The organism is Paenibacillus sp. OK076, assembly GCF_900110055.1.
Taxonomy (GTDB): Bacteria; Bacillota; Bacilli; order Paenibacillales; family Paenibacillaceae; genus Paenibacillus.
Map to the genome: position 1 here is coordinate 148448 of NZ_FOCH01000005.1, position 14070 is coordinate 162517.

12 protein-coding genes are annotated in these 14070 nt (G+C 49.5%); all 12 read right to left on the reverse strand.

Annotated elements, in window-relative coordinates:
• Positions 1-2: 2 nt before the first annotated feature.
• Positions 3-797, reverse strand: a complete 795-nt coding sequence (locus BMY78_RS27445) for a nicotianamine synthase family protein (protein ID WP_090904468.1) — start codon at positions 795-797, stop codon at positions 3-5.
• Positions 798-824: 27 nt separating this feature from the next.
• Positions 825-1658, reverse strand: coding sequence for a histidine racemase CntK family protein (locus BMY78_RS27450; RefSeq protein ID WP_090904469.1), 834 nt, complete (start codon positions 1656-1658; stop codon positions 825-827).
• Positions 1659-2456: 798 nt separating this feature from the next.
• The gene (locus BMY78_RS27460; protein WP_371129198.1) at positions 2457-3683 is read right to left on the reverse strand and encodes an amidohydrolase; all 1227 of its coding nucleotides are present in this window, start codon (positions 3681-3683) and stop codon (positions 2457-2459) included.
• A gap of 103 nt (positions 3684-3786) precedes the next feature.
• The gene (locus tag BMY78_RS27465) at positions 3787-4848 is read right to left on the reverse strand and encodes an LLM class flavin-dependent oxidoreductase (RefSeq protein WP_090904470.1); all 1062 of its coding nucleotides are present in this window, start codon (positions 4846-4848) and stop codon (positions 3787-3789) included.
• A 68-nt stretch (positions 4849-4916) separates the two neighbouring features.
• Positions 4917-5789, reverse strand: coding sequence for a LysR family transcriptional regulator (locus BMY78_RS27470; RefSeq protein ID WP_063566647.1), 873 nt, complete (start codon positions 5787-5789; stop codon positions 4917-4919).
• Positions 5790-5859: 70 nt separating this feature from the next.
• Positions 5860-6405: an NADPH-dependent FMN reductase gene (gene ssuE, locus BMY78_RS27475; RefSeq protein ID WP_090904471.1), complete on the reverse strand. Its 546-nt coding sequence runs from the start codon at positions 6403-6405 to the stop codon at positions 5860-5862.
• A 24-nt stretch (positions 6406-6429) separates the two neighbouring features.
• Positions 6430-7347, reverse strand: coding sequence for an ABC transporter permease (locus BMY78_RS27480; protein ID WP_090904472.1), 918 nt, complete (start codon positions 7345-7347; stop codon positions 6430-6432).
• Positions 7348-7402: 55 nt separating this feature from the next.
• Positions 7403-8335, reverse strand: coding sequence for an ABC transporter permease (locus BMY78_RS27485; protein ID WP_090904473.1), 933 nt, complete (start codon positions 8333-8335; stop codon positions 7403-7405).
• A gap of 42 nt (positions 8336-8377) precedes the next feature.
• A complete protein-coding gene (locus tag BMY78_RS27490; protein ID WP_090904474.1) occupies positions 8378-10021 on the reverse strand; it encodes an ABC transporter substrate-binding protein in 1644 nt (547 codons plus the stop codon).
• 210 nt (positions 10022-10231) lie between these two features.
• Positions 10232-11572: an LLM class flavin-dependent oxidoreductase gene (locus BMY78_RS27495; RefSeq protein ID WP_064635749.1), complete on the reverse strand. Its 1341-nt coding sequence runs from the start codon at positions 11570-11572 to the stop codon at positions 10232-10234.
• A 308-nt stretch (positions 11573-11880) separates the two neighbouring features.
• Positions 11881-12156, reverse strand: coding sequence for a glutaredoxin family protein (locus BMY78_RS27500; RefSeq protein WP_063566643.1), 276 nt, complete (start codon positions 12154-12156; stop codon positions 11881-11883).
• 311 nt (positions 12157-12467) lie between these two features.
• Positions 12468-14027: a glycosyltransferase family 2 protein gene (locus tag BMY78_RS27505; RefSeq protein ID WP_177185894.1), complete on the reverse strand. Its 1560-nt coding sequence runs from the start codon at positions 14025-14027 to the stop codon at positions 12468-12470.
• Positions 14028-14070 lie beyond the last annotated feature (43 nt).

Sequence of the window (14070 nt, forward strand, 5' to 3'; positions counted from 1 at the left end):
AGCTATGCTTTTTGGTATAACGCAATATCGAACACATCATCCGGACGCAGAATATTGTCGACCATTTTCCACTTGCTGCTGTCGGTCTCTCTCATCGGATAGTTGAACAACGACTTTAACTGGTTACCGTACCTCATCGCCACCACCACATGTTCATTCGTCAATGCGTGCAATTGATCGAGCAGATCATATTTATTGGCCACCGTGGAGCTGAAAATGATATGTGTTGCTTTTCTTGTAAAAGCAAGGTCCTGTACCAATGTTTGCTCCAAATGGATGTTCAAGCCCGCACCCAGCTTCTTCACAACCTGCTGCCCGAGTGTAATGGCTTCTGCGTCAATATCGATGCCCATCACCTCTGCCCCTGTTCGCTTGGCAATAAACAGAGGTGTCATCGGAAATGAGCCGGAGCCTACCAGCAGCACTTTGGAATCCGAGGTGACATGAAAGCTGCCAAACTCTTTTTCAATACATTCTTCTATATTTCTGAAATAATCGGCGATTTCAACCTCTCCGTCTTGCAGCTTCAATGCCCGATATTTCTCCATGATCGCCACACACCGTGCAGATTTGTCTCGCAGATCAAGGACAAGTTGATGCATGCTGGCTGATTCCTGCTGATCGAGCTGTTCCCAGATTCGTTCATTTTGCTTGTCCGTTACAAACGTGGAATAGTCATCAATTAAAGCCTCCAGCTCTGAGCTGTGCTGAACCGTATGATCATATCTGCCTGCCAGCTCATCGAATTTCTCAGAAAATTCACTCAAGCATGCTTGAAAATCAATCAATGTCTCCATTCCTCTTCCTCCTCTAACTCGTCATGATCATGCATCTATAAATGCCTTGCCCTGGGCCACGATTCCGACCGATCCTTCGATTGTAATTCGTTCAAGGTCTGCTCCATTCCACTCAGCCATCACTTTAATCGCACCACCAGGCTGCTTGATATGCTGAACGATCTCCCTCTGCCTGCTCCAGGCCAGATAGGCTCCCACCGAGGCTGTACCCGAACCGCACCCCCTTTCCCAGATCAGACTATCCAGCTGCGGGACAAATATGAGCGGTGCCAGCTCCTCCGATTGGGAGTTGTATAATAAAATGCCAATCAGCTTATCCCCCAAGGTTAAGCCTAATAATCGCGCCAGTGCCTGTGCCCTCTTTCTCATCGTTTCATCAAACGCTTCCACTTCGATGACGATATGGATGAACTCCCGATATCGCACGATCACCATATCCATATCGATTCCCTCATATTTGACGGTTCGTTGTTCAATCTGCTCAGGCATTGGCATCGTTACCTGGCAAAAATATTCATTCTGCTGCTGCTTCACCTGACACCTGATTAATTGATCTGTCCCGGAAACCTCCAAGACGATTTCTGTGAAATCAGTGGATTCCAGCTCGTTCTCGGATGCGATATACGCAGCCAGGGCCATGCAGGCATTCCCGCAGAACTCTCCACCGGCCATTTCCAAATGGGCAGCCGCCTCCGGTTTTATCGCTCCGCCAATGAACCCCACTTGTTCGGCGTATACGTTGTCATAGGACATAATTTGGGCGGCGATGTGTGGATATGTCTCTGTTGGATGATGCGTACTCACCAGAACCGTCATATTTTGTGTGGGATTAAACTTGATAAAATCAATCTCCTGTTTCATCGCAGCCGCTACTCCTATTCTTGGGATGGAATTAAGCCTGAGCTCACTTAGCTTATATAAATTGAACTAAAGAAGATTTACACTTGCCACTCCGATGACAGAACAACCTTCCGATCGCTGTTATCCCCAGATTTTTTTGATTCCCTTTTTCAAAGGGGAAAATCCGGGGATAAAGGCGAGGTGTATGCTTGCGATGCAGCTTTCTTTCAGAAAGCTTTTAGCTCCGCTTCTTCAGGTTTTTTCTGTCCTCTACGTTCATGTAAATGTGTAGATAATTTATAAAAAATTTTAATAGTAATAATTACGATTAACAGTCGAGAAAAATATAGCACATCCCACTTGGGAGCGTCAACAAATATTTCCATACCAAAAAGTGAGCATTATGACTGTAATTTCATGCGTAAACGGGAATGGATCTGACGTATTTGCGTCAACTCAATTTAGCCCAACGTTTGCAATTAGAGATACATCAGTGACGATTAAAAGGCATAACGGATGCCCGCAATGCTTTTGCATATTCATTCTTTGCATCCGAGAGACAATTCCGTTCAAGCTCCTCCACGATCGTTCCCCGATACAGAAAAAGTACCGATCACACCGATTCACCACGGCCCGAAGATCATGTGCGACAAAGAGATAGGTCATGTTCATTTCATGCTGAAATTAAAAATACGGAAACAACAAAAAACGGTCACCTGGTTAAGGTCACCATTTTTTGCGTCCATTCGCTATTGTATTAGCATATTATCTCATTAATTAACCATTAAATTAATCACTTATTCACGTAACGGTTATCGGTTACTCGCCATTTGACTGCAACTTCTGCAATGACTGTTCAGCCAGCGCTGCCAGAAGGTGTGCGCCAAGCGGCAGTGCCCGTTCATCCACATCGAATGCAGGATGATGCCATTCGTGTGGGCCTGACGTTCCGAGGAAGAGGAACAGACCCGGAACCTCCTTTTGGTAAAAGGAAAAATCTTCGCCCGCCGGGGAAGGTATCGGCCGGATACTGTTCAACCCCACCTCGCTCGCGACCTGCTCCGCCGCAGCAGCCAGTGACGCATCATTGACCACGGCAGGTGGTCCCTGAATCCAGCGCACGGTAGCCCGTGTCCCGTAGGCTGCTGCGACACCGGTAACCACCTGATTGAAACGCTCACGAATCCGGGCACGAACCTTCTCGTCAAAGGTACGTACGGTGCCGTCCAATATGGCTTCTTCCGGAATGACGTTCCAGGCGGTGCCGCTGTTAATTTTGGTCACACTGATCACGGCGCTCTCCTGTGCTCCGACATTACGACTCACGATGGCCTGTAATGCAGTCACAATATGAGATGCCACCACAATCGGGTCAATGCCCGCTTCCGGCACTGCCGCATGGGTTCCGACACCCTCCACTTTAACCACAAAACCATCTGCCGCTGCGAGCAGCGCTCCTTCACGGATACCTACCGTACCAACCTGCAGATCCGGTTTGTTATGCAAACCAAAAATAGATTGAACTTCGGATAACGCTCCGCTCTGGATAACCTGTCGTGCCCCCGTCGCTTTCTCCTCCGAAGGCTGGAAAATCAAACGGACCTTGCCCGGCAGCCGGGACTCAATCTGTTTCAACAATCGTGCTGCACCGATCAGAATGGCGGTATGTGCATCATGACCACAGGCGTGCATTCGCCCAGCGACTTGCGAGGCATACTCCAGCTTCGTTTCTTCCTGGATCGGCAGGGCATCAATATCTGCGCGCAAGGCCACTACCGGGCCATCGCCCTGCCCAATTTCAGCGATAAGGCCCGTTCGCAGTGAATATTCATCTGCAATCCGAACCCCTTCCTCCACCAGCCAGCCCCGAATGGCTTCTGTCGTTTCCCATTCCTCTCCGGATAGCTCGGGGTTACGATGCAAATGTCGCCGAATCGCGGTTAAGTGCTCTGCGAATCCTTCATCCTGCCCAACGTAAAGTTCATGCTTGCGGCTCTGTTCTTCTTGCTTTGCCTGTTGCTCAGGCTGTTTCAGATCACTGCTCACGACATTGCCTCCTTTTATCATCGTCTGTGCCATGTAAGATGGATTAATATAATACACGGGGGTCACTTCACTTCAAAAGGTATGCTCTATACCATGTATATGCCTAACCGATCACTGCTTGCGCAGGTGTCGACTCATTCGCAAATTCGCCCAGTCCCTGCTCATCCAGCGCTTCACGCAATAATTCAAATGAACGAATTCGTTTGGCAAAATCACGTGTGGCCGTGGTAACAATCAGTTCATCCACGGCAAAATCCTGCTGAAATTTCGCTAGTGCCGAACCAACCGTTTCCTTCGTACCTCTCGTCACACTTGGCTCCAGAATCTCGATCCGATACTTCTCGTTCGATTGCCGTCCGAATTCTTCTGCCTGCTCAACGGAACCAACCGTCAATACCTTGCCATTCTCCAGATGGATCTTGACCAGCATATGTTCACTTGCCAGTCCTTCGGCTTCTTCCGCACTCTCCGCCACAATTAATGATATAGCGAGGATGGCATATGGCTCCCGTCCATGTGAGCGGTCGAATTGTTCCCGGTAAGTACGCAGAGCCTCCAGAGCAACCTCCGTGTTGCTATTAATAAACAATGAAAATACATAAGGCAGTCCCAGTTCTGCTGCCATGCCTGCACTATCAATACTTGCCCCAAGTACGTATAGCTCGGCCGGGTTTTTGGATACGGGCGCAGCGCTCAAGCCGGCCAAAGGATGTGTTTCATTTTCATGCGGTTCATTATAGATGAACTGCTTCACCTGATTGATTTTCTCCTTCAGTGAAGCGGCCTCCTGAATCCCTTGCTGTAGTGCCTGTGTTGAGCGGGGTAATCCTCCAGGTGCACGTCCAATACCCAGATCAATTCTCCCCGGACCAAGTGCCGAAAGCACATTGAAGTTCTCGGCTACTTTGTAGGGACTATAATGTTGCAGCATCACCCCGCCAGAACCGAGACGAATCCGCTCCGTATGCGCCAGCAAGTGGGAAATGAGCACTTCCGGTGAGGAGCCGGCAACATGACCTGAATCATGATGTTCCGATACCCAGAAACGATGAAATCCAAGCTGTTCAGCCCGCTGTACCAATTCAATCGTATGCCGAAAAGCATCAATCGGCGTCTCCCCTTCATAGATCGGGGTTTGATCCAATATGCCAACACGAATACCCATCACATTCTCCTCCTTCGATCATGCCGAACCTGACTTTTTAAATCTGTGCTTACTTCATTAATAAGTCTCTATAGCTGCCGCAGCAGTTCCCCGAAAGGCTCTGCAAAAGGCGAATGTTCTTCTTTTAACGTAACGACGCTGATCTGCAACGATACACCTGCAACCTCATGTACCTGAATGGGGAACAGCTCCTGATCCTGCACTTCCTTTTGCACTGTCAGACCTGGGAGAAACGCAATACCTGCTCCTTGCTTCACCAGCTTCTTCGCCGTTTCCGAATTATCCACGTGATATGTAATATCCGGCGGGTGTTCCAGCGAGTCAAAGGCCCGGTGAATGCGCAGCCAGTCCAGTGAACCACATTCAAAAAAGACCAGCTGCTCATTCCTGATTGCCTCCATGCTCACATGCCCGCGTTCAATAAATGGATGGCCTTTGTACACGTATAGCTGGATTGGATCTTCGTAAAAAGCAACCGTACGGATCGCCGGGTGCATGACTTTCCGCACAAAAGCAAGATCGATTTCCTGACCCAGCAGCTTGGCAACGAGTTGATCCGTCGTCGCTGTAGTCAGTTTGATGTTCACCTCAGGGTAAGCTTCCTTGATTTTGGGCAGAAAGTCTGGAATGACATAGTTGGATACGGATACCGTACTGCCGAGTCGAAGTGCATCGGGCGTTGTACGACGCTGCTGTATCTTCTGTCTGCCCTTCTGAATCACTTGCAGCACCTGCTGGGCGTAGGGAAGGAACTTTCTCCCCTCTTCCGTGAGCACAATCTGTTTGCCAAGACGGTCAAACAATTTGCAGCCGAGTTCACGTTCAAGGGACTGAATACGAGCGGTGACAGAAGGTTGGGACAAAAAAAGTACCTCGGCAGCCTTATTGAAGCTTCCGTAATGATTGATATATACAAACGCTTCAATGTTCTCAATATTCATAAGCGCCCCCCGAATCCACGTCCGCAGACGTTATTTATATCTATTTATCCAATGTATTTACTTGGTTTTATCATATCGTAATACCATTCTTTTCCAGAGTCAATATCAATTCTTCCAGAGAACGATCCAATCGTGTAGTGATATCTGCCGAAAGCGCATATTTTCCATCATCGAGTCGATCAATTCCCTGATCAACTGCGTATACTCCGCCGAGAATATGCCTTCCGCCAAGTGCTGCCAGAACAGGCTTCAATGCATAATCGATGGCGAGCAGATGGGCAATCGAGCCGCCGATGACTAATGGAAGAGCCAGCTTGCCCCGCAGTCCTTCCTGTGGAATCAGATCCAGGAACAGCTTCAGCACACCGGAGTACGATGCTTTGTATACAGGTGTTGCCACAATGACTGCATCCGCGGCTTCGACAACAGCGAGCGCATCCCGAATGAAAGAGCTATCAAACTTCGCCTGTACCAGATCTTCCGCGGGCAGGTCGGCTACATGAATTACCTCAACGGTAATGCCAGCCTCTCTTAATTTATTGCTGCTGTAATCCGTAAGGCCTGTCAGACGCGAACGTTTGGAAGGCGATCCGGCAATAATAACGACATGTGACATCATGATTCCTCCTTGGAATAGCGGTCAATCCGCTCCATTTACTTTGGGGTCCAGCCGATCGCGAATATCGTCTCCAATCAGATTAACCGCCAGTACAAACATGGTAATTGCGAGTCCCGGGAAGGTACAGATCCACCAGGCAACCGTCAGATAACCTCTCCCTTGCGAGAGCAACGCTCCCCAGTCCGGAATTTCCTTCAACACGCCAAGTCCTAGAAAGCTGAGTCCCGAGCCTGTCAGAATGGAGGTACCCACGCCCAACGTCGCCATAACCAGCAACGGTGACAACGAATGAGGCAGTACATGCTTCCAGAAAATACGGGCATTGGAGCCCCCAAGTGAACGTGTAGCTGTAATAAATGGCAAACCTTTAACGGACATGACCTGCCCACGCATCACCCGTGCATATCCCGGAATGGAGGATACCGCAACAGCCAGTGCAATGTTAAGTAGTCCAGGCCCCAACGCTGCCGCAACGGATAATGCCAGTAACACGCCTGGAACAGCCATCAGAATATCGACGGCCCGCATAGTGATGGTATCCAATACACCTCCGGCATAGCCGGCAATAATGCCAAGAGCACTGCCCACAAGACCACCCACCAGCACCGAGGCAAATCCAATCAGCAGTGAGTCCCTGCTGCCATGCACAACCACACTGAAAATATCCCTGCCAAAATAATCGGTCCCAAACAGGTGCGCAGCAGAGGGAGCCTGCAGGATGGCATCCGTCATCATCTGAGTTGGATCATAAGGAGCAATCCAGCCCGGCACGATTGCACAAGTGACGGTAAACACCACGACCAGCAAAGCTGCATAAAAGAATAAACGGGACACCGCGAATGAGACGCGGTGACGCAGGGGACGGCGACTCCAGAGGCGTAAACGCCCTGTTCTGGCCGTCCAACCTTTTTCATCACCCACCAATGGTTTCATGCTCATAAGACTCCTCCTTCCTCACTACGCGTTCAGATGTTTCAGACTGTTCCATCCGTCCTCACGTTCGGACTGCACGCCTAACTCTGGGATCAATGTACGCATAAGAGATATCCACCAGTAAATTCAACACGACATAAATAATTGCTGTAAAAAAGACTACGCCCTGCACAACAGGCAGGTCTTTGGCCATCAATGCATCCGCGATAATTCTGCCGATGCCCTGTCTGGAGAAGACCGTCTCCACCACGACGGTTCCTGCAAGCAAATCACCAATCAACATGCCGATGACCGTCACCGCAGGAATCAGTGCATTACGCAGCGCATGACCGTACATGATGGTCCGCTGTGAAAGACCTTTTGCTCGTAATGCCACGATAAAAGGTTCGTTCACCACTTCCAGCATGCTGTTACGCACCATCCGTACGATGAAACCCGCACCTACGAGGCCCAGTGTTGCAGCAGGAAGCACCAATGAACTGAATCCGTCGGAGCCCATCGCCGGGAACCAGCCAAGCTGAACCGAGAACAACAGGATCAACAGAATGCCGGTCCAGAAGGTAGGCATGGAGATGCCAAACAATCCAACGAGCCGGGCGATAAAATCAATCACGCCATTACGATGAATGGCCGACAGTACGCCGAGCGTAATGCCAATGGTTATCGCTATGATTGAGCTGAGCGCGGTCAGCGCCAGTGTGGCAGGGAAATGTTCCAGTATTTTGGGCAGCACCGGGTCGGAATTGATCATTGATTTGCCGAAATCCCCACGCAGCATGTCTCCGAAATAGTTGGCAAACTGGATATAAAACGGCTGATCCAGACCCAGCTGGACCCGCAGGTTCTGAATCATCTCGGGTGTTGCCGATGACGGGTCCAGCATAAGCAGGACCGGATCACCCGGCAGCAGATACATGATGCAGTACACCAGCACCGAAGCTCCGAAAATAACCAGAAGCGATGTAGCAAGTCTTGTCAGTATCGTTTGAACCATACCGGGTCGTCTCCTTCCTGTCTGCATAATTGACATTTCGTGTTATGGCTGAATCCGAACATCATTGAACAACGGATACCCAAGTGAATCAAACTTGATACCCTGCACCGACTTGGATGCAGCCACCGTATAAGGGAACACATAGATCGGTAGAATTACAGCCTGCTCGATCAGATATTGTTGAATCTGATTATAGATATCCACGCGTTTATCCGAATCAGTCTCCACCGCTCCCTGTTCCAGCAGTTTATCGATCTTCGGATCGGATAGGCCTGATAAGGTCGGACGTTCACCTTCTGCACTTGTATGATAGAAAGCATAGAGTGCATTCGGATCAGAGTTAACCTGGCTGTTGCCATAGAGATCATAATCCCAGTTCTGATAGATGACCGTAGCAACGTCCTTCGTAATTTCAACCTCAACAGCTATACCCACCTGCTTGAGCTGCTGCTGAATAATCGCTGCAATGTCGTTGCGTTTCTCCCGGTTCGGCGAACCGTCCACATAATGCAGAGTCAGCTTCTTACCATCTTTTTCACGAATGCCATCTGCTCCCTTGATCCAACCTTGCTCATCAAGCAGCTGATTGGCCTTGTTGATATCCGGATTGATGCTTCCTTCCAGGGAGGCATCATAACCGAGGATTCCCGGAGACAGTGCAGACCACGCGCGTTCGTAGTTGCCCAGATACAGTGTCTTCACGATGGATTCCACATCAACTGCAGATTGCACCGCCTGTCTGACTTTCACATCATCCCAAGGCGCTTTGCGCAGATTGAAGAAGAGGGTATATGGCAAACCAACGGTATTGGCCTGCAGCAATTGCTGGTTCGGATCGTTCTTCAGGGCTGCAATATTTTGCGGCGGAACGGTCTCGGCGGCAAGCACCTGCTTACTCTGTACACTGCCGATGCGCGTTGCTTCTTCCGGTACAATTTTGAACGTAATCGTATCAATATGAGGAGCACCTTCATTTTCAACGGTTGCAGGAGCCCAGTTGTAATCCCTGTTTTTGGCGACAACGATATCCGCATTTTCATCCCATTTCACGAAAGTATACGGACCGGTCCCCACCGGATTTTTACCCAGTTGATCGCCATACTTTTTGGCGGCCGTAGGAGATACAATCCCCAGCAGGGCCTGACTCAAGTTACCGAGAAAAGCTTGCGAAGGCTGTTCCAGATTCACCTTGATGGTGTATTCATCAATAACCTCCGAGGAGCTATAAGGTCTAATCAGGGCAAGGGAATTGGCGGCTTTGGTGGTCGGATCGATTACCCGATCCAGATTGAACTTCACAGCTTCCGCGTTAAATGGTGTGCCATCATGGAACTTCACATCTTCACGCAGTTTGAACGTATAACTTTTGCCATCCTCCGATACACTCCACTCCTTGGCGAGCCAAGGTTTGATGGAGCCATCCGGCAGCTGTACCACCAGATTGTCATAGATCGTTCGGATCGCACGTACGGTTACGGCAAGGCCACTTCGATGCGGGTCCAGCGTATCCGGCGATGTGGCGAGTGCGTAGGTCAGGTTCCCACCTTCTGCTTGCCCAGCCGCCTGCTCCCCACCGGAAGCCTGAACTGCACTGTTCGAGTTACCTGCCGCTCCGCAACCGGATAATACCAGCACCAATACTGCCGCCAATGCCATATATTTCATCCATGAGATAGACCTGTTCATATAGCTTCCCCCTCTGTGTATACAGGTGTCATTGATTCATTGAATTAATGATTTGATGATTTGATGATTTGATGAATTATAGATTATTAACATAACCTATCTGTTAACTTGGTTTTATAGCGTCATTCGGCACCTTCCGCATTTGCAATCCGAGTAGTTCACCCGGACGCCTCATTCCTTGACTGTGCCGAATTTCAGCTTCCCAGTTTCTTAAGCCTCGGTTCCCACTTGCTCCCGGGCTGCCGTGTAACGATTCACCGGAATTTGCACACCCAGATTGCCACGCAAGGTGTCATGCTCGTATTCGGTTCGATAGATGCCGCGCTCTTGCAGAATCGGAACAACCAGTTCCACGAAATCGGCCAATCCACTTGGCAGTTCAGAATGAATAATGAATCCATCCGCCGCTTCAGCTTCGAACCATTCCTGGATCTTGTCAGCCACCTGCTCCGGTGTGCCAAGGAATTTGCTCTTTGGTGTTGCTGCCCGCAGGGCTACTTCACGCAGCGTCAATCCTTGCTCTTTGGCATCCCGCTTGATTTTGTCCGTACCACTGCGGAAGCTGTTGCTGCCAATGCCATTCAATTCAGGGAATGGTTCATCCAGCGGATATTGGGAGAAGTCATGATGCTCGAAGAAACGTCCAAGATAGTCCAGCGCTTTATCAATAGTCACCAGGCTGGCAATCTCCTGATATTTCTGTTCTGCTTCTTCTTCTGTCCGTCCGATGATTGGATTGATCCCTGGCAAAATGACGATATCCTGTGTGGAACGTCCATAGGTTGTTGCGCGGGTTTTGACATCTTTGTAGAAGGCCTGTGCATCCTCAATTGAATCATGTCCTGTGAAAACAGCATCCGCTTCTTTGGCAGCAAGGGTCTTGCCATCTTCTGAAGAACCTGCCTGGAAAATAACAGGTTGCCCCTGCTTTGAACGTGCAATGTTAAGTGGACCCTGTACGGAGAAGAACTCTCCTTCATGATTGAGTGTGTGCAGCTTGGAAGGATCGAAGAAAACGCCGCTTTCTTTGTCTCTTACAAAGGCATCGTCTTCCCATGAATCCCATAAGCCCTTGGTCACCTGCAAATATTCGGTTGCAATCCGGTAACGTTCGGGGTGGGTAGGATGGTTGCTTTTACTGTAGTTTTTGGCTGAACCTTCAAGCGGGGATGTAACCACATTCCAACCCGCACGGCCATTACTAATCAGATCAAGAGAACCGAACTGTCTGGCAACTGTGAATGGATCACTATAGGAGGTGGAGAGTGTTCCAACCAGACCAATCCGTGACGTAATGGCGGCCAGGGCGGACAACAAGCTGATTGGCTCAAATCGATTCAAGAAATGAGGTATGGATTTCTCGGTAATATAAAGACCGTCAGCGATAAAAACGAGATCGAATTTGCCTTCTTCTGCCTTCAACGTCTGGCGTTTGTAAAATTCAAAATTCACACTGGCATCCGATTGAATCTCCGGGTGTCTCCAAGTCGTCATACTGCCTCCGACACCGTGGACAATCGCTCCAAATTTCAAACTGCGCTGAGCCGTCATATTACATTCCGCCTTCCTTGGATTAGGATATATAAGAATTTTCTAAAGTTCGATCTGATACGGATTACGAATGAAGAAAAACCAAAAAGTTAACTATTCCTATGAGTTTGGTCAGCTTTAATTTCACAAATCTTATCACTGCCCCGCACATCGGTCAACAGCGTTACTTATAGAACTTTTCTATATAAGGATTGGATATCTGAATAAGAGGATGAATTATGGCTTATAAAAGTCCCCAGCTGCTGCACACTGATATGACAGCCTTTAGCAGCCGGAAACTGCTTTATCAAGAGATCCGCCAGGTCCGGTCAGACTGCTGCTTCATCGGGCTGGGCGAGAAGCTCCGCCAGTTTCTCCAAATCAGGCTCCAGCAATGCTTCATACTTGCCGTCTCCACCCACCTCAATAACAGGTACATGTCGAATGCCGTATTTGGCTTCAAGCACGTCCCTCAGCACATCGTTGCCTTGCACTTCGATGTTCTCAAAAGGCTGGTTGCGGGCCGTTAGGAATGCCTTAACCTCCCCGCAGAAATGACAGCCTGTTTTGCTCCAGAGCACTACTTTTTTCGATGTAGAAGACATCGGCATACCTCCTGATTGATTCATTGTCAGATCAGGATGGATTACCACCCAGACCATTAATTCCTATCTGTTAAATAAGAATTATGGCTATAAATGTACTCCTCACCTCTTCAAGCGTCAATGGATCTCCCAATAGAATAAACCTATAAGAGGATAGAAAGATTAAATTTAAATCACCCTATCGTTACATTTCATGATTCGTGATATATGTAAAGTTCTGATGCGGAAAGATGTATAGCATTACGATACGCTGTACATCACATTCCGCATCATGCTGTCGTGCCGATATACAAGGCAGCCGAACCCAGTCATTACAAATCTTCGTTCAAGAGCTGGGGAGGAGCAATAATGGGCCAGCCCTCTTCGATTGTACGCAATTGGTTCGCAGATACATGAACGACGTGCCCGGATTGCACTCCCCATCGTTCCGCAGCATAAGGAGTTGCAAACCTCCTGCGTTTACTGCCACTAATCTGATACCATATATCCCGCTCATTCGTCGCGGCAACAATCATGCCTTCCTCCAGCGCATCGCGGTTGCTCTGAACGGGCTCAGCATGAACATGACTTTTTTCCAGAGGCCAGCCCTGTACCTCATTCGCAGATATCAGTGGCTCACCTGCCGATACGCCGAGCAGATCCGGTTTCGCAACCAAAACAGGAGAAATGCCGCGTGGAACCGGGATATCCAGCTTGCGTCGCTGTCCACGCATCAGTCGATACACATCACCCTTAATATCAGAGATGTAACAGCCCTCCGGGTAAAAGTCCGTGCTGCGTCTCAGCTTATGCGTTACATCGCTGCTGCCCTTGGTGGAAATGCGCTGTCGCAGGTCAGGGGAGTCTGTCTTGCCTAGGGACGTCTTGTTCTCCTGCTGACTGGTCGACTCCTTGGCACGCAGCGAGAGCCGGGAAGTATCGGCAATCAACGCATGGGGATCTCCCCATTTTTGAGTATAAAACTGTTCGTTATCCTTGTTCACGACTTCATAATCCTGTTCTCCCAGCGACTTCATGCTTACACTTCCGTAGTGATGTATGAAGGCATCCCCGGCTACCCCCAGCCTGTATCCCGCCAGCTTCGCCCGAATGATCCAGTCGTCATCTTCAAAATTCCCCACGGCGTAACCTTCATCAAGATAACCTACCCGCTCCAGCAATTCCCGGGAGAACAGCCAGCAAAATCCGACCAGCCTGTCGGTCTCCCTATGTTTCGTGGCATCCGGGCGATTATGTCGGGCAGCAAAAGACCACATGTCCTCCACGTCCCTGTACGGGACTTCAATCTGCTGATCCCCTCCGATGTAATTCGTAACCGGACCCACGACTCCCATCTCGGGATGACTGTCAAGACAGGTCATCATGTTTTCCAGCCAGCCCGGGGTGACCAGTGTATCGTTGTTCAGCACCACGATATGTCGTCCCCTTGCCATCATCAGTCCATAATTGACACCGCCGGCAAAACCACGATTCTTATCCAGCGCAGCGACCCTTACCATGCCACCTTTGCGAAGCATGGCTTCCGCCGTGCCATCCTTGGACGCGTTATCCACAACAATGATTTCAAAGGGGGCCGGTGTATGCTTTTCAATACTGGATACACATTGCAGGACATATTCGCGCTGGTTGTACGTCGGAATAATAATGCTGACGCCTTCGAATACCAGCCCGAATGAGCTTTCCCCCTGTCGCACGCCCTCATCATAGCCTCTATGGTACCCCTGCTTATACAGTTTTGCGTTCTTGGCTGCCCGTTTACCTGAGCCTTGGCGTCTCATCTTCCCTCCACTACGGCTTCGAGCTGAGTGCAAAACAACGGTTTCGGATGACGATGCTTTCCGCTGTCTTGAATTTCTGCCTGATGTGCTCATGTTGCTTCCTCCGTTTCCCCTCATCCAAATGCGCGTTACGATG